This is a genomic window from Petrotoga mobilis SJ95 (assembly GCF_000018605.1).
Taxonomy (GTDB): domain Bacteria; phylum Thermotogota; class Thermotogae; order Petrotogales; family Petrotogaceae; genus Petrotoga; species Petrotoga mobilis.
Genome location: NC_010003.1, coordinates 24972 through 42281 on the forward strand (window position 1 = coordinate 24972; position 17310 = coordinate 42281).

The 17310-nt window shown below is 35.3% G+C and carries 19 protein-coding genes and 1 riboswitch; of the genes, 7 read left to right on the forward strand and 12 right to left on the reverse strand.

The window, feature by feature from the left end; genetic code table 11:
* The first annotated feature begins 100 nt into the window (after positions 1 to 100).
* Genes PMOB_RS00140 through glmM form a run of 3 tightly spaced genes read left to right on the forward strand, consistent with a single transcriptional unit; the run spans position 101 to position 3196 of the window.
* A complete protein-coding gene (locus tag PMOB_RS00140) occupies positions 101 to 1003 on the forward strand; it encodes a carbohydrate ABC transporter permease (protein ID WP_012207884.1) in 903 nt (300 codons plus the stop codon).
* Positions 1004 to 1016: 13 nt separating this feature from the next.
* Positions 1017 to 1868 carry a carbohydrate ABC transporter permease gene (locus PMOB_RS00145; RefSeq protein WP_012207885.1) on the forward strand — a complete coding sequence of 284 codons (852 nt, stop codon included), beginning with the start codon at positions 1017 to 1019 and terminating at the stop codon, positions 1866 to 1868.
* 5 nt (positions 1869 to 1873) lie between these two features.
* Positions 1874 to 3196: a phosphoglucosamine mutase gene (gene glmM, locus PMOB_RS00150; protein ID WP_012207886.1), complete on the forward strand. Its 1323-nt coding sequence runs from the start codon at positions 1874 to 1876 to the stop codon at positions 3194 to 3196.
* A 61-nt stretch (positions 3197 to 3257) separates the two neighbouring features.
* Here the strand turns inward: glmM and PMOB_RS00155 are convergent, their stop codons facing one another.
* The 7 genes from PMOB_RS00155 to PMOB_RS00185 all read right to left on the reverse strand — a co-directional run bounded on the left by PMOB_RS00155 (position 3258) and on the right by PMOB_RS00185 (position 9397).
* On the reverse strand, positions 3258 to 4619 hold the full coding sequence (locus tag PMOB_RS00155) for a Do family serine endopeptidase (protein ID WP_012207887.1): 1362 nt from the start codon (positions 4617 to 4619) through the stop codon (positions 3258 to 3260).
* Between the two features lie 89 nt (positions 4620 to 4708).
* The gene (gene pyrE, locus PMOB_RS00160) at positions 4709 to 5299 is read right to left on the reverse strand and encodes an orotate phosphoribosyltransferase (RefSeq protein WP_012207888.1); all 591 of its coding nucleotides are present in this window, start codon (positions 5297 to 5299) and stop codon (positions 4709 to 4711) included.
* Positions 5300 to 5402: 103 nt separating this feature from the next.
* Positions 5403 to 6140 carry an alpha/beta hydrolase gene (locus tag PMOB_RS00165; RefSeq protein ID WP_012207889.1) on the reverse strand — a complete coding sequence of 246 codons (738 nt, stop codon included), beginning with the start codon at positions 6138 to 6140 and terminating at the stop codon, positions 5403 to 5405.
* A 19-nt stretch (positions 6141 to 6159) separates the two neighbouring features.
* Positions 6160 to 7485, reverse strand: coding sequence for a transcription termination factor Rho (gene rho / locus PMOB_RS00170; RefSeq protein WP_012207890.1), 1326 nt, complete (start codon positions 7483 to 7485; stop codon positions 6160 to 6162).
* Positions 7486 to 7894: 409 nt separating this feature from the next.
* Positions 7895 to 8857: a DUF1385 domain-containing protein gene (locus PMOB_RS00175; protein WP_012207891.1), complete on the reverse strand. Its 963-nt coding sequence runs from the start codon at positions 8855 to 8857 to the stop codon at positions 7895 to 7897.
* On the reverse strand, positions 8841 to 9071 hold the full coding sequence (locus tag PMOB_RS00180; protein ID WP_231282472.1) for a hypothetical protein: 231 nt from the start codon (positions 9069 to 9071) through the stop codon (positions 8841 to 8843). Before PMOB_RS00180 ends, PMOB_RS00175 begins: the two co-directional genes overlap by 17 nt.
* Before the next feature lie 26 nt (positions 9072 to 9097).
* Positions 9098 to 9397, reverse strand: a complete 300-nt coding sequence (locus PMOB_RS00185) for a stage V sporulation protein S (protein ID WP_012207893.1) — start codon at positions 9395 to 9397, stop codon at positions 9098 to 9100.
* Between the two features lie 160 nt (positions 9398 to 9557).
* Positions 9558 to 9722: riboswitch (cobalamin riboswitch) on the forward strand.
* 68 nt (positions 9723 to 9790) lie between these two features.
* Between PMOB_RS00185 and PMOB_RS00190 the strand changes: the two genes are divergently transcribed.
* Genes PMOB_RS00190 through PMOB_RS00205 form a run of 4 tightly spaced genes read left to right on the forward strand, consistent with a single transcriptional unit; the run spans position 9791 to position 13206 of the window.
* On the forward strand, positions 9791 to 10669 hold the full coding sequence (locus PMOB_RS00190; protein ID WP_012207894.1) for an ABC transporter substrate-binding protein: 879 nt from the start codon (positions 9791 to 9793) through the stop codon (positions 10667 to 10669).
* A complete protein-coding gene (locus PMOB_RS00195; RefSeq protein WP_012207895.1) occupies positions 10666 to 11676 on the forward strand; it encodes a FecCD family ABC transporter permease in 1011 nt (336 codons plus the stop codon). The genes PMOB_RS00190 and PMOB_RS00195 overlap by 4 nt, the downstream gene beginning before the upstream one ends.
* Entirely contained in the window at positions 11673 to 12443 is a 771-nt protein-coding gene (locus tag PMOB_RS00200) for an ABC transporter ATP-binding protein (RefSeq protein WP_012207896.1), read from the forward strand. Before PMOB_RS00195 ends, PMOB_RS00200 begins: the two co-directional genes overlap by 4 nt.
* A gap of 10 nt (positions 12444 to 12453) precedes the next feature.
* Positions 12454 to 13206 (forward strand): PfkB family carbohydrate kinase, encoded by a 753-nt coding sequence (locus PMOB_RS00205; protein ID WP_012207897.1) that lies wholly within the window; start codon positions 12454 to 12456, stop codon positions 13204 to 13206.
* 9 nt (positions 13207 to 13215) lie between these two features.
* Here the strand turns inward: PMOB_RS00205 and PMOB_RS00210 are convergent, their stop codons facing one another.
* The 5 genes from PMOB_RS00210 to guaA form a co-directional block, all read right to left on the reverse strand.
* Positions 13216 to 13668 carry an RrF2 family transcriptional regulator gene (locus tag PMOB_RS00210; RefSeq protein WP_012207898.1) on the reverse strand — a complete coding sequence of 151 codons (453 nt, stop codon included), beginning with the start codon at positions 13666 to 13668 and terminating at the stop codon, positions 13216 to 13218.
* Positions 13669 to 13808: 140 nt separating this feature from the next.
* Positions 13809 to 14354 (reverse strand): ECF transporter S component, encoded by a 546-nt coding sequence (locus PMOB_RS00215; RefSeq protein ID WP_012207899.1) that lies wholly within the window; start codon positions 14352 to 14354, stop codon positions 13809 to 13811.
* 28 nt (positions 14355 to 14382) lie between these two features.
* Entirely contained in the window at positions 14383 to 15084 is a 702-nt protein-coding gene (locus PMOB_RS00220) for a 2-phosphosulfolactate phosphatase (protein WP_012207900.1), read from the reverse strand.
* Positions 15085 to 15115: 31 nt separating this feature from the next.
* The gene (locus tag PMOB_RS00225; protein ID WP_012207901.1) at positions 15116 to 15769 is read right to left on the reverse strand and encodes a histidine phosphatase family protein; all 654 of its coding nucleotides are present in this window, start codon (positions 15767 to 15769) and stop codon (positions 15116 to 15118) included.
* Positions 15770 to 15786: 17 nt separating this feature from the next.
* Positions 15787 to 17310, reverse strand: a complete 1524-nt coding sequence (guaA, locus tag PMOB_RS00230) for a glutamine-hydrolyzing GMP synthase (protein ID WP_012207902.1) — start codon at positions 17308 to 17310, stop codon at positions 15787 to 15789.

A 17310-nucleotide genomic window follows, 5' to 3' on the forward strand; every position in this document is an offset into this window, starting at 1 on the left:
GAAGAATTTGATATAATTTTCATAGGTGGGCGGTAAACGGAGTTCCTCCGTCTACCGCCTTTCTGTATAATATAGTAGACTATAATTAGGGGGTGCGTTAATGAAAGTAAAAGGTACGTATAAGAGATCCGATATCTGGCTTGCCTTTTGGCTCATTATTCCAACTTTAATTGCTATCGGTATTACCGCCTTCTATCCTCTAGGACAAACTCTTTATGATAGTTTCTTCAAATGGTCTCTCAGACCAGGATTTGAAAGAGAGTTTGTAGGATTTCAAAATTATGTCAATTTGTTTCAAGATCCCAGATTTTTGAGTTCTTTGTGGAATACAATTTATTTCACTTTTTTTTCTGTACTTATAGAATTCCTTTTGGGATTAGGAACAGCTTTAATATTGAATGCGGATTTTAAATTGAGAGGTTTGGTAAGAGCAGCAGTTTTAATACCATGGGCAATACCTACAGCCGTCTCTTCCCAAATGTGGAAATGGATGTATAATGATCAATATGGTGTAATAAGTTTAATGCTATATAATCTAGGAATACTTGAGGAAGGTACCCCCATTCTAGGAACTCCAGGTATGGCTATGGCTGCGATTATAGGCGTTGATGTATGGAAAACTACTCCTTTTGTTGCTCTTTTACTCCTTGCAGGACTTCAAATCATACCTAATGAGTTATACGAAGCAGCTAGAATTGATGGCGCCACTATATGGAAGCAATTCACTTCTATCACTTTACCTGTGTTAAGGCCTACGATTGGTGTAACGTTGATCTTCAGAACTTTGGACGCTTTGAGGGTTTTCGATATTGTTTACATCATGACACAAGGAGCAGTGGGAACGGAAACTCTCGCAGTTTACAATAGGTCACTTTTAATGGATAATATCTTCTCTCCAAGAGGTTTGTTTGGTTATGGCTCTGCATTATCGGTTGTAATATTTTTGATAATTGGTATATTTACAATAATCTATATGCGCTCGTTGAACATTAAATTAGATTGAGGAGGGCAAAAATATGAGATGGGGAATGCGAGCAAAAAGAAATACTCAACGTACAATTTTATATATTCTGGTTATACTGATGGTTATCTTTTACATTTTCCCTTTCTATTGGGCAATTAAAAGTTCTTTTACTGCCGATCAGTACCTTTTTACAAAAAACATTACACTCTGGCCTCAAGGTTTTACCTTTGAAAACTATATAAAGGTTTTCACAGAGAGACCTTTTGGATTAAATATATTAAATTCTATTATAGTTGCTGGAGCTACGACTATTTTCTCAATAATCGTTGGTTCTTTTGCAGCCTACGCAATAGCTCGTTTAAAGATTCCTGGGAAAGGGCCTTTGATGTTACTGATACTTGCGGTAAGTATGTTCCCTCAAGTTTCTATATTGGGTGGCCTTTTTCAGTTGCTCAGAAATTTAGGATTGATAAACACTTATGCTGGGCTGATAATCCCATATATTGCATTGAACTTGCCTTTAACAACGTGGATTTTACAAAATTTCTTCAGAGAGCTTCCCAAAGAGATAGAAGAATCTGCTTATATAGACGGATGTTCAAAATTTGAAACTTTGTGGAGAATTGTTTTGCCTCTTTCCGCTCCAGGTTTGGTCACGACTGGTTTGTTAGCTTTTATTCAAGCTTGGAATGAGTTTTTATTTGCTCTAACTTTTATGCAAACTCCTGAAAAATACACAGTTCCTGTGGCAATTGCTATGTTTACAGGTAAAACCTTCTACGAAGTTCCTTGGGGACAACTAATGGCGGCGTCTGTAATAGTTACGATGCCTTTAGTTATTTTAGTTTTAGTGTTCCAAAACAGGATAGTTCAAGGTTTAACGGCCGGTAGCGTTAAAGGATGATGTAGATGAAGTTTTTATTCGGTACAGACGGCATAAGAGAGGTCGTTAATGAAAAGCTGACCGTTGACTTGGCGATGAAACTCGGAAACGCACTTGCTAACCTTTTTGGTTCAGAGTATAAAAAATTGTATATTGCAAGAGACACACGAAATTCAGGAAAGGTATTGGAAATGGCTTTAGCTTCTGGAGCATTGGTAGGTGGAATGAATGTAGAGTCATGTGGAGTTCTGACTACACCAGGATTAGCATTTATAACGAAAATAGAAAAATCTATAGGTGTTGTCATTTCTGCATCTCATAATCCTCCAATGTACAACGGATTAAAAGTTTTTTGTGAAGGATTTAAAATTTCAGATGAAACAGAAGAAAAGTTAGAAGAAAAAATTTTGAAAGGTCTACTTAAATACAGTGATTATAGAGATATTGGAAGATACATAGAAGACTCTTCAAAAAAAGAATATGTTGATTATGTGGTTTCTCTATATAAAAAGAACTTACAATGTAATGATTTAAAAATTGCTGTTGATGTCGCTAATGGAGCTGCTGGAGCGATAATAAACGATATCTTTGGTGAACTTGGCTTGAATTATACGGTATACCAAAATGCCCCAGATGGTTTCAATATCAACGAAAACTGTGGTTCTACATCACCTCAAACATTATCTAAAATCGTTAAGGAAGAAAAATATGACTTTGGCATCTTGTTCGACGGGGATGCAGACAGATGCCTTTTTATTGATCGCTTCGGTAATCTCGTAGATGGTGATGTTTTGATGGCTATCAACGCTCTGAAATTAAAGGCTCAAGAAAGACTAAAAAACAAAATTGTTGTTTCAACAATTATGAGTAATTTAGGTTTGGAAGAGTATTTAAAGAAAAATGAAATACATCTTATACGTACAGACGTAGGAGATAAATACGTTTTGGAAAAAATGCTACAAGAAAATGCTACAATCGGTGGTGAGCAATCAGGACACATTATATTTCTTGATAGATCCACTACCGGCGACGGAATAATTACCGCTTTAGAGACTTTGGAAACGCTGAAATATTTTTCTAAGTCTCTTGATAATTTTCTTCAAGAAATTCCTAAATATCCACAACACTTGGAAAACGTTACAGTAAAAGATAAAGTAAAAATCATGAAGGACAGCAGAATTGAAAATTTAATAAGAAAATATCAAAGTATTGAAGGATTCAGAATTGTAGTCAGACCTTCAGGAACTGAACCAAAAATAAGAATCATGACAGAAGGGTCCAATGAAGAAACAATTAAAACATGCGTCACAGAATTTAGCCAACTTATACAAAGTATTGATAACGAGTGAAATAGCTTAAAAAAACGGGGTTAGTGTTAAAAAGCCCCGTTTTTTAATTGATTATTCTGGTTTACCTATAGAAGAATTGAACAACGTACCTCACATTATTTCTATAAACTATCAATGCCACATAACTGTTCTTTTCAACTGAGGAAGCTATTTTTTCCCAGTCAGCTACGTTCTGTATGTCGTAATACACTCCATTAACCGCTATCTCTGTAATAACATCACCTGCTCTTAGCCCAAGCGCGTATGTATCGTCTTGTATTTCTTCAACGATGACTCCTTGAATGCTACTTCTTATACTGTATTTTTGTCGATCTTCTGAAGTTATATCCCTAACTACGATTCCAAAATAGGCTTCTACAACTTCAGGCGTTTGGCTCCCCAAAGTTACATTGAAAGTAATCCTTTCTCCAAACCTATCGACAACAACCTCTACAGTATTCCCTGCTGGATAAGTAGCCAACAATGAAGTTAAATCGTCTGTATTTTCAATTTTTTTACCGTTCACTTCAACTATTACGTCATTCACTTTTATACCTGCTTTCTCAGCAGCTCCTCCTGGTACCAAATCTTGGACATAGGCTCCTTTGTCTACTTTTAACCCCAAAGATTTTTTCAATTCTTCAGTTATATCGCTGATGTATACACCTAAATAAGCTCTTTGAAAGGTCCCTGTTTCCATTACAGAATCAGCAAATCTTTTCGCTATGTTAATAGGAATGGCGAACCCTATGTTCACGCTTCCTAACTGAGGATCTACTGCGATTGCAGTGTTGATCCCAATGACTTCCCCATGTATATTCAGTAAGGGACCTCCACTATTACCTGGATTAATAGTTGCATCAGTCTGTATTAAATCAACATAATTCCCATTTCCATCGGGTTTTGGAATGCTCCTATTGGTTGCACTTATAACCCCTGCCGTAACAGTATTTTGTAAACCCAGTGGATTGCCTATAGCTATAGCATCCTCTCCAATCCTAATCTTGTCTGAATCACCTAAAGGTAGCGTTGGTAAATCTTCATCAGCACTTATTTTTATTATTGCTAAATCGAGATCTTCATCACCACCTACCAACTCGGCGTCATAGTCCTTTCCATTCGGCAAGGATACAGATATCTTCTCTGCACTATCTATCACATGGTAATTTGTCAATATATAACCTCTTTTATCGAAAATAAAGCCAGACCCCACTCCTTTTGTTTGATACTCTGGCATTTGTTGACCAAAAAATCTTTCAAAAAAATCTTGAATGTATGGGTCGACAGGAACTGGAGCTGAACGAGTGGATTCAATATTTACAACCGCTGGAGCGGCCTCTTCAACCACATTAACTATGGGGCTTTCGTATCCTTCATTCACAATTGAAAACGAAGATATGGAAAGCAAAAATACTGTCAAAATCAAAACGATAGATTTTTTCATACTAGCACCTCCGATTATTCTAGTTATTTAAATTATAAACCAACTTCTTAAAAGAAACTTAAAAGCTTGAATTTTCAGTTTTGTTGTTTCTATTGTTTTCTACTACCTGGTTTTACTAATTGTAAACCTTGGATACATAAAGGACAGTTTTCTGAGGAGTAGGTAGCAGCTTGTATCTTAACTAGAGATATGATTTCTCTGTTTTCTAAAACAATTTTATCAGACCTATTGACGATACAGGCGAATGAAGTCACGTATCCTCCGTTACTTTCAACCAATTTTGCAACTTCCAGTGTGGATTTTCCTGTAGTTATTACATCTTCTACTATTAGTATTTTGCTGTTATTATTTATGACCTGATCTCTACGTAAACTCATGTTTCCTTTTTCATTTCTCTCTGCGAATAAAAATGGTACTTTTAAAGCTCTCGCCACTTCGTATCCTATGATAATTCCTCCCAATGCGGGGGAAACAACGTAGTCTATTTTTGAGGCTACTTTATCAGCAATTAATTTGCCAAGAAGTTCCGAATACTCTGGATATTTAAGAACTTTTGCACATTGAATATATGTGTCTGAATGTAATCCGGAAGATAATAAAAAGTGCCCCTTTAAAAAGGCCCCGGTGTCTTGCAGTATTTTTAATACTCTAGTTTCATCATTTTTTGTGTTATCTATCATTAAGATTTTTACCTCCTGATATCTCTTTTTATATACTCTAAAATTATGTTAGCGCCCCTTTGCCCCGCTCCCCACCCAATTTTTATTTCTAAAGAATTTATCTCTATTTTAAAAATTCTAAAATCTTATCATAAAATTTATTTTTATTGTAAATGCATTCAAATAACTCATGTTTACCTTTGGAAAAAGAAATTTTGGAAATGTTTGAATTCTTTATCTTCTTATACTCTTCGATGTTGACTATTTTATCTTCCTCTCCAAAAAGCAACAATGTGGGAATATCAACCTTTTCGATTTCATTCAATGCAATATCAGCTTCGTCAAACATTTGTCGAGCAGTTCGAACGGTTATTTTATCGTGTACCAGGGGATCTTTTTCATAAAATTCACAAGCTTTTTCATCCGTCGATAGATCATAAGGATTTATCCGATTTGAAAAGGAAAGGGTAGGAAATATTGAGAAAAGGTTTAAAAGCCAACTCAATTGTTTAATATCACCCAAGGCAGGAGAAGAAAGTATAAGTTTTTTCGGTTTTTTCTCTGTTATTTCAACAAATCTTGTGGCGACCAACCCACCAAGAGAGTGTCCGAATAGAATATATTCTTCTTGAACATAATTTTCCAAAAAAGAATAAACTTCGTAAAAATTCTCTATATCACCTTTTTTCCCAGAAGTATAACCGTGCCCGGGAAGATCAAAGGTATACACAGCAATCCCTTTTTCATTTAATTGCTTAATGAAATTCACGTATCTTCCAGAATATTCTCCGAGACCGTGAATCAGATATAAAGTTTTATAGTTATAGGTGTTTGGCATGTAGTATCTATGATATATTTTCATAAACAAATTATATCACAGTTCACAAAGCTTTTTGATTTTCTATCGCTTCCATTATTTCATCATTAGTTTTATGCTTTCGTAATAAACTCAAGATGAATTCCAAGGCTTCTTTTGGGGACATATCGTTAATGAACTTTCTTAGAATGATTGTATTTTTCATCTCATCCGGACTATATAACAATTCTTCTTTTCGGGTACCCGATAATTTTAAGTTTATGGCAGGAAATATTCTCTCATTAGACATTTCTCTAGCTAACACCAGTTCCATATTTCCTGTACCTTTAAATTCTTCAAATATCACTTCATCCATCTTCGATCCTGTTTCTATTAATGCAGTGGCTAAAATAGTAAGACTACCGCCTTCTCTAATCTTTCTTGCAGCACCAAAAAATTTCTTTGGGAAAATTACAGCGGCAGGGTCAAGACCTCCACTCAGCAATTTCCCACTGGATGGTACATAAAGGTTGTATTCACGTGCAACTCTCGTCAAACTATCAACAAGGACAACTACATCGTGGCCAAACTCAACCAACCTCTTAAAATGTTCCAAAGCCATTTCTGCGATTCTTATTTGATTTTCTGGATCCATATCGAACGGTGCTGCTATGACGTTAGCATCTACTGTATCACGAATATCCGTTACCTCTTCAGGTCGTTCGTCTATTAAAAGTATGTACCTTCTAGTATCGGGGTAATTTTCAGCAATGGAGTTAGCAATATCTTTTAACAGCGTGGTTTTACCAGCCTTAGGGGGAGCAACTATTAAACCTCTTTGCCCAAAACCTATAGGAGAGAATAGATCAATAATTCTGGAACTGTATGGTGCGTTTTTATGTTCCAAAACCATTCTGGTTTTGGGATACTCGGGAGTCAAATTTTCGAAAGAGACTCTATCCCGAGCGTTTTCGGGAGGTAAAGAATTTACCGCTTCTACTCTTAATAAGGCAAAAAATCTTTCACCTTCTTTTGGAGGTCTTATTTGACCAGCTATTATGTCTCCCGTGAAAAGGTTGAATTTTCTAATCTGTGATTGAGAAACATATATATCATCGGTTCCAGGCAACAACGAGTTGTCTACGCTTCTCAAGAAACCGTAACCATCCGGCAATACTTCCAAAATTCCTTCATAGAAGAAGTATCCGATTGATTCAGTTTGCTTTCTTAAAATAGCAAACTTTAATTCGCTTTTTGTCATCTTGGAATAATTTGATATTTCAAGTTTACGAGCTAATTCGTATAATTCTTTTCTGGTCATTTCGTTTAATTTAGCCATATTAATTTCAATGGCTTGGATATTATCCCTACTTTGTTTCTTTGATACTAAATTGTTAGTATTTTCATCCATGTGAATCCTCCTTATTACCTTTAGTATATACTGTGTTTAGGAATCCTAAAACTGTACTAGCGCCCCTTCGCCCCGCAGCCTACCCTTCTAAGGAAAGTAGTTTTACCCTTTCATTGCGAAGCTCAACCCACAAATTATCCTTTATAAATGTAGGCATTTGACTTCTAGAGTAAGAATATAACATACAGATCATAATATATTAATGAATTTTGTGGGGATACCACAACATAAGAATGAAGTAATCCCTCAAAAGCAAAAAGGGTTAAAATCAAAAATAGTATTGTGAGGAGAACAATAAACGTTCTTGGGAGAATCTAAAAGAAGTTCAATCGTAATTCAGAAAATATAATATAAAAAATTATCAAACACGATAAAACTTTTTAAAAGCCAAGCAATTTATTTTAAGACATTAAGAATCGACTTTGAAAGAAGTTACGCCTGGAGCTAAGACTTTGCTTTCGGTACCTTGATTTTCAAGTAGGTTTCCATGTTTATCTAAAAGTATTTCCCCATCAAAATTTTCTTTGAGGGCATATTCTAAAGATATGAGCCCTATTTCCAATTGTTCTTTTTCAGGTTCCTTGGTAGTAATTTTTTGAAGCAACAAACCCGGATAGGCAAGAATTTTTCCTATTTTTGTGTCGATGATTTTTGCGGTGAACCTTTGAAATTCGTAAGCTAAGCCTGCAACTAATGGAAGAAGCACTATTCTAGATATTACTTTCTGTAAAGTTGAATTGAAGCCTAATCCTCCCGTTATGGCAAAAACAATAATCGAAGCAAAAACTGTAATTATCAAGAAACTAGTACCACATCGAGGATGTAAAGTTGTGTATTTTCGGGCGTATTTGACCTCTAAAGGTTCGTTGTTTTCGTAGGTATATACACTTTTGTGTTCGGCTCCGTGGTACTGAAAAACCCTTTTTATATCTTTCATGAAAGAAATACCCCAGATGTAGGCGACAACCAAAAACGCTCTTATAAAGCCTTCAACAAATGCAAACCAAAATTCAGATTTAATATTGAAAGGTCTGGTTAAAAATACAGGTAAAACACCAAACCCTAATGTTGCAACTGCAACCGCAAGCAATATGGCGATAACCATATCTTTTGTAGTTAATTCTTCATCTTCTTCTCCAGATACTTTAGCCGAATAAGATAATGCGTTCATACCAATTATCATTGAATGTAGCAATACAAAAAAACCTCTTATAATGGGTATTTTTTCCCAAATTCCCCATGAGTTATCCTTTAATCTTTTAACTGCAATACTTCCGTCTTTTCTTTTTACCGCGACTACGGTATTTATTCCTTTCATCATTACGCCTTCGATAACCGCTTGTCCACCTACTGTTTTAGGTTTTGGTTTCACTAGATTGGATCCTCCTTAAAATTTCTTCTGCAACACCTTGTTCAGTGACTACATAGTAAAATTTTATAGCCTCTTTGTCTATTCCATTGTTCTTATTAAGCACTTGAGACGCCTTTCTTCTCAATTTGTACCTTTCATCATTATTCAATTTTGTAATGTCTTTTATTATATCAAAAAGGTGCGTGTTTTGTGAACACGCTTCAATGATTTCCAATATTGCTTTCTCATTTTCATTCATTTTTACTGTTGAGAATATTCTTCTGGGGAAATACTTTCAGAAACCCTTGCAACGACTTTAAACTTAATACCAGTTCTTTTTTCTGAACCTACTTCAACCTCCACAAAACCAGGGATAACGTATATCTCCTTGCCTTTAGCCTCGATAAATCTCTTTGCAATGGCAATAGCCTTCACTGCTTGATTAACCGCTCCAGCTCCAATAGCTTGTAGCTCAACCTCGTCTGTTTTTGACAGAACTCCTGCTATAGCTCCAGCAACTTTGTTCGGTGCAGATGAATGACTGACTTTCAACACTTCCATGTCTTGGCTCCTCCTTTGTGGACAGGCTATATATATTTATTCTATCATAAATTTTAATAATGTCAAAGAAAAAATTGAAAAAAGAATATCTAAATGATATAATTGATAAAAGAACAGCCTCACGGCAAATAAGGAAACAGCCTCACGGCAAGTAATGAAGTTAATATTTACTGCATTATTTTAAGGGAAAACGGTGAAAATCCGTTACGGTCGCGCCACCGTAATCGGGGACGAAACTTACAAAAAGCCACTGGAGAGATCCGGGAAGGCGTAAGGAGTAGAGTGATCCGAAAGTCGGGAGACCTGAATAATGCTGTTTTTTCTATCTCTTCGCGCCAAAGAGATAGAAAAAATGTTTAAATGGCGCTAATTTATACAAGGAGGCCATTTGGTATGAGGAAGGTGTTATTTACTTTTTTTACAGTTTTGTTGTCGGTTGTTTTGAGCGCTGAGTATTTATTGGTGGACGACCTTGGAAGATTAGTTCCTTTTGAAGAGGAGGTCAACAGGGTTATTTCCGCCGCACCAGCTGTATCTGATTACATCAAATATCTAGGTTTAGAGGACAAAGTTGTGGGCGTTACAGATTGGGATATTAACATTGATGCCGAGAAAATTGGTAATTTAGTACCTTTAAACCTGGAGAAAATAGTTTCTTTAAGTCCTGATGTTGTATTTTTAACCGGAGGATTTCAAGAGCATGAGATTAGTAGGTTGGAAAGGTACAATATTAAATCGTTGGTGATTAATCCAGTGAGTTTCAACGATATTTACAGGGAAATTGTATTAATTGGCAGTATTTTGGGGGAAAGAGAAAAAGCCCAGGCTCTTTCAAATGAACTGAGGCAAAGTGTTTTAAATATTGCCAAAAACTCTTTCACTTGGAAAGATAAACCAACAGTTTTATATTTAATGGTTCAAAATAATGTATCTGAAATTTGGACAGCAGGAACCGGTTCATATATAAATGAGTTAATTGCCTACGCTGGAGGATTAAATTTAGCCGCTCCATATACTGGGAACAATGGTTTTTTACTGGTTGGACCTGAATTCGTCGTTGCTCAAAATCCTGATATAATAATTGTTTCCTCGTATTATGAAGGCGACGAAACCTCTAAAAATACTATCTTAAATGCCGAACAGTTTAAAAACGTAAAAGCTGTTAAAGAAGGAAAAATAGTAATGGTCGATGGTAACAAAATGCATCAAGCTTCTCCATCATTGATCGATATACTTGAACAATTATACGAGTATTTTGGTGAAAATAGATGAAACAGATCAAAAAACGAGGGGAGTTTCCCCTTGTTTTATTTCTCATAATCTCGAGCTTTTTATTAATTTTACTTTTCACATCCTTTGGGAGTGTCAAGGTTCCCGTTAAAGACATTTTCACCTCTTTAATAGCTAAAAACAACAACGATATTTACAACAATTTGATTTTAAACATAAGGCTTCCAAGAGTGGTTGGAAGTTTTCTTGTTGGAAGCATATTAGCAGTTTCCGGGAATGTTTTACAATTGGTAGTACAAAATCCCCTCGCAGATCCATACATTTTAGGAATCTCGTCAGGGGCAAGCTTTGGTGCTGTGTTATACACCGCGTTGAGCAGTATTTATGGTCTTTCTCTTTTTCTCGGACTGGAAACTTTTTCTTTTCTTTTTGGTATCTTAGCGACATTTATTGTTTTAATATTGGCTCGACAGGGTAAAAAACTCCCTGTTTTATCTCTAATACTAAGCGGGGTGATAATTAGTTTTTTGTTTAATTCTTTTACAACACTTTTTACCGTGATGTATTGGGGAAACTTAATTCACGTCAATACATGGTTGATGGGAAGTACAGCAGATTTAATTTGGAGCGACAATTTTAAATTTATTTTTACACTTATCTTTCAATTTATTTTAGTTTTATTATTTTCTAAACAACTGAACGTCCTTTCTATGGGGGATGACATGGCTGTATTCTCAGGGATAAACCCCGATAGATTGAAGCTTTTTTTGATTGTAATAAACGTTTTTGCAGTATCTTTTACTGTGTCGCAGGTAGGAATAATTGGTTTTGTAGGACTTATTATCCCTCATATAGTTCGAATGATTAAAGGGCCGTACTCGTTTGTTTCAAATTTGTATTCACTCTTCATTGGAGGAATGTTTTTAATGTCTGCCGATTTTGTTTCCAGAACACTATTTGCTCCAACAGAACTTCCTATCGGTGTAGTGACCTCAATAGTAGGTGCTCCAATTTTCATTTTTGTAATGAGGAGAAAAGAGAAAATATGATAACATTTAACAACGTCCGTTTCACTTATGGAAATGGCTTTTTTTTGAAAATCGATGATTTAAAAATAATAAAAGGAGATATTATTTCTATAATTGGTCCCAATGGAGCGGGTAAAAGTACTCTGATCAAGATTCTTTCAGGGATCATCAGAAATTACAAAGGAGAAATAATACTAAACGATAGTGAATTAAAGAATTATTCTAACAAAGAACTATCTAAGAAGGTAGCAGTTGTACCCCAAGAATTCAACACCTCTTTCGATTACGATTTGGAAAGCATCGTTTCAACGTCAAGAATACCTTTCTCAAAGAGAATAAGCTTTTTTGAATCCGAACAGGACAAGAGGATTATCGATGAAGCCCTTCAAACTGTTGGACTAATAAATTATAAGAACAAGCCATTTTCATCTATGTCTGGAGGAGAAAAGCAAAAAGTTATGATAGCTCGAGCAATTGCCCAAAGAACTCCCATATTGCTTTTGGATGAATTCTCTTCGCATTTAGACCCAGGTTATACCCAAAGTCTTTTGAAATTAGTTAAGGAAATGGTCACCAAAGAAAAGAAAACGGTCCTAGCAGTATTTCATGATGTGAACAATGCTGCATTATTCTCCGATAAAATAATCATTATGAAGGATGGAACTGTTAAATATTCAGGAACACCTGCAGAGGTGTTAACTGAATCCATCATGGGGGAAATCTTTGAAATGGATGCTTATATTATAAAACATCCGATAAAAAAAGTCCCTCAAATTTTATTCAAATAAGGTGTGAAAAATGGCTACTATCGACGTAATCGGTGGGATTTTTTTAGACATTTATATAGTTAAAAATGATGGTTTTCACAATTCTGAAATTTTACAACTTCCGGGAGGATCGGCACTAAATGTGGCTATCGGTCTTTCTCAATTAGGCCATAATGTGAGGATGTTCGGTAATGTGGGAAAAGATTTCGTTGGAGAGTACTTGTTGGAAAAACTATCCTTTCATTCTGTTAATGTTGAATGGATAAAGATGATTGATAAAAACACTGCTACTTTTATTACATTAAATGAAAAACCAATTGCAATAGATAGAAGAATAAATGATTTAGATTTGTTTATACCAAAGAATAAATCAGAGTATCTCTTCATCACTACCGAAACTAATGAACGAATAATAAACAGCGATATTTTTCTGAATTACAAAAAAATCTTTTTTGATATAGGTCCCAGGCCAAAGTTAATAGATAAAAGGTGTGAAAATGTGTTTTTTATTGGTAACGAAAAAGAGTGTGAAAATTTTCTGTTTACCTGTGATGTTGTGAAGATGGGAGAAAAAGGGGCCAAATGGGGTGAAAAAATAGTAGCATTATCTGGCCAAAAGGCTTCATATGAAATCGGTATGGGTGACGTGTTTGATACAGTCTTAATAGACGGAATTTTGAATGATTTAGAAGAAGAACTAATTCTACAAAATGCCGTGGACGCTACTCAGAAAATCTCAGAATACTTAGGAGCTTACAACAAAATTATCAATATGGAGTTTTAATAATTGTTTTTATTTAGTTTTAACTGCTAAAGCTTCTTTCTTCTCTCCATATTCTATCACGTCTTTTAAAGTAATCTTAGATAACTCGTTGAATATTGCATCTTGTACCCTTTTCCAGACAAATTCGACAGGACAATTTTTTTGATTTTCACATTCACCCCCGGAAACACAGTCGTAAGAATTCAACGGCACTTCTAAGACTTCTACAATTTCAGAAAGATTGATTTTCTCAGGTGCTTTTGTGAAATAAAATCCTCCAAATTTACCTTTTTCTGAAGAAACTATCTTGGCTTTTTTTAATTCAGCAAAGATCTTCGCTAAAAATTCTTGTGAAACACCAGAACTTTCGGCAATCTTTGCTATTGAGATTTTGGTGTTTTTCTCATCTTCGTTTCTATTTTGAAGTTTATACATTTCATACAAACCACGTATGGCATAACAACTTTTTACTGTTAACGACATTAAACTCCCTCCGCCTTTATTTTTTTTATAGTCCCTTGAAGAATTCTAAGACCCTTTTAAGCGCCCCTTCGCCCCGCTCCCCACCCATAAGGAAAAGGTTTTATTATTTTGACCCAAACCCAGAAAATCATAGGAGTCTTTTACCTTTTCGCTCCTCTATCTGCTCTAACAGAAAACGGCATTCTTTTCACAATCATCGGTATAAATAACAGTTGAAGAATTATACCGGGAATTCCGAACATATAACTCATCAAAATTGAAGTTAGAGGACTAAGGTTTATGTTAAGTATTAGTCCTATGGTGTAATAAGCTATCATATATACACCTCTACCTATCAACATTGATACTATAAGATTAAAATATATGTTTTTCTTATTTAAAAGTCCTGAAATAAATCCGTAGGTTGCAACTTCTATAGTCATAAATATAAAAACAGGGAATGGTGGCATACCAAAAAGCAAGAAATTTAAAACAGGCATCAAAGCCCCTACAAGTAATCCAATCGTTGCCCCTTCCATGATACCAGCCATTAAAGCAACAAAATGCAACGGTAAGATTATTGTTCCCAGCATTGGATTGCCAATACCATGAACCAAAAAAGAAAAAATAACAACACCCAATGCTATATATACAGGCGATCTTGCGACTCTTCTTAGGGTTGTTTGGCGAGCAGTAGTGTTTTCCATCTAAATCACTCCTATTTTGATGTATGAGCTAAATTGTAATTAAATTTTTGAACGTATAACTGTTTTGTTTTGAATAAGGTACTACTTGAAACAAATCCATGTTGAAACAAAATTCCAGATCATCTTTGAGCCCAAGGTTTTTAAGCCTTTTGGCATGATCGGAATTCATAATTAAACTTCTCTTGCTATTTGTTAAATTTAAAGATACTTTTGCGCCATCGTTCAAGTGGTAAGTTTGCTTTTCCATGATTCTTTGAACAAATAATCCAGCTAAATATGAATCTTCTAAAGAAACGACCCCATTGGTACCAGAGCACACTATGCCAATATTTTGAAAATCCCTCTGTATTATGAAATCTACGACAGAAGAGAAATTTAGCAACGAAAGGGCAATCGTATCCCCAAGTTCGTTTATTTTTTTCATAGCTTTAGATCCGTTGGAAGTGGTTAGTACAATCGATTTTTTCCTTATTTTATCAGAATTATTTAAAAATTCCAACGGAGAATTGCCAAAATCAAAACCTTCTAACTTTATAGCCCCTCGTTCTCCAGCGAGTAAATATCCCATATTTTTCAATTCTTTTGCCATGTTGATGTCGTCTGTTACAAAAATTTCTTCAGCACCACAATGTAGTAATGCTGATATGCTAGAAGTAGCCCTTAAAAGATCGATAAGGACATAGATCTGATGATTTTTTATATTCTCATTCGGTAGAAAATAGACATTCAATTCTCGTTCAAAAAGACTTTCTTCTGTTATCTTAATCGATCTCCTTTTCTTCTGGAGTGAGATAGGTTTCTAGCCCATAATATTCGAGATGCCACGTTTCGTTTAAAGAAGCTAAAACGTATCTATAATCTCCTTCATATATAACGTGTGAGACAGACGTATTGTCAACTCTAAAAGAAGTGTGTTGATTAAGTGGAATATTGAGAATCCATGAAATAATGGTCCTAATGGTTAAACCATGTGCAACTACCACTATTCTATCCTCTAAGTTATGCTCCTTAACTATCCTTTTTATTGCCCTTACCGCTCTTCTTTGAACATCACCTAAAGCCTCAACACCTTCCACCAATGCCCAGATATCTTTATGCCAATATTCTAATTCTTCTTTGTAATTAAGAAGTATCTCTTCTAACTTTTTCCCATCCCAACTTCCTATATTACATTCGTTCAAATCAGGATCTTTTACTATTTGCAAATTGTGGTATTGATTGATGATTTCTCCCGTTTTAATAGCTCTTTTTAGAGCGGATGTATACATTGCATCTATTTTCATATCTTTAAATCTTTCTGCGGTTGCCTTCGCCTGACTAATTCCTTCTTCATCAAGCTCTACGTCTCTTTGACCTTGCCAAATTCCCATTTTGTTCCAAAGTGTAGCTCCATGTCTTACTAAATAAATATCCAAAACTCAAACACCTCCAATTATTCCCATTCTATTGTAGCAGGGGGTTTTGATGAAATATCGTAAACCACTCTTGTAATTTCTTCAACTTCGTTGGTTATTCTGCTGGAAACTAAGTCCAAAATTTCAAAGGGAACCTTAGACCAATCTGCAGTCATTCCTTCCACACTATCAACGGATCTTAAAGCTGCCACATAGCCATAACTTCTTTTATCCCCAGTTATACCAACCGTTTTTACCGGTATTAAAACAGCGAAAGCCTGCCATACTTTATCGTACCAGCCTGTTTCTTTAAGGGTGTTTATAAAAATATTGTCTACCTTTTTTAAAATGGTGAGTTTTTCATCGTTTATTTCTCCCATGATTCGAATCGCCAATCCCGGTCCTGGAAATGGATGCCTGTACAGTATCTCTCTTGGGAGACCTAAGATTTCTCCAACGCTTCTAACTTCGTCTTTGAAAAGTTCTTTAAGTGGTTCCACTATTTTTAAATCTATATCCTCTGGAAGCCCTCCCACGTTGTGATGGCTCTTTATCTTGAATGTCTTTTTCCCGGATTTTGCACTTTCTATGACATCTGAATATATTGTTCCCTGTATTAAATACTCGCAACCTTCTTCTTTTTTTGCTTCTTGCTCAAAAACCCTTATAAACTCTTCCCCTATGATCTTACGTTTTTGTTCGGGATCGGTGACCCCTTTTAATTTGCTTAAAAATCGCTCCTGGGCGTCTACTGTTGTCAAATTCAAACCCATATAATCTCTGAACGTGCTTTCAACTTCTTCAACTTCGTTCATTCTCAAAAAACCATGGTTTACAAAGATAGCTTTCAGGTTGTTGCCAATAGCCCTGTGGGTTAGTACAGCGGCAACCGATGAATCTACTCCACCTGATAAAGCTATAATTGCCTTTTTATCACCTATTGTATCTTTTATTTCTTTTATCTTATTTTCAACAAAATCCATCAAGGTCCAAGAACCTTTCAAACCACATATACCCTGAATGAAATTTTTCAATATATCAATTCCGAATTCAGTATGTCTAACTTCGGGGTGAAATTGGATGCAGTATATATTTTCTGATTCGTTTTCAAAAGAAGAGATGATATTGTTTGAGGTGAGAGAAGTAATTTTAAATTTCTCAGGAACTTTAGTTACCATATCCTTGTGGCTCATCCAAACGTTAAACGTACTGGGAATCTTTTTAAACAAGAGGGATTGATCGGTTATGTTAATCTTCGTTTTTCCATACTCAGCTATACCTCTTTGTTCAACCTTCCCGCCAAGTTTCTTCGCTATAAGTTGCATTCCATAACAAATACCTAAAATAGGTAGTTCAGCGTTCAAAATTTCATCTGATATATCGGGTGCATCGATATTATAAACACTGTCAGGTCCACCGGATAAGATTATGCCTTTCACATTGCTAAGGGATATATTATCGTCATACTGAATTACTTCTGAAAATACCCCCAGATCCCTAATCCTTTTTGCTAAAAGCTGAGTGTACTGAGAACCATAATCGATAACAAGAATCTTTTCCAT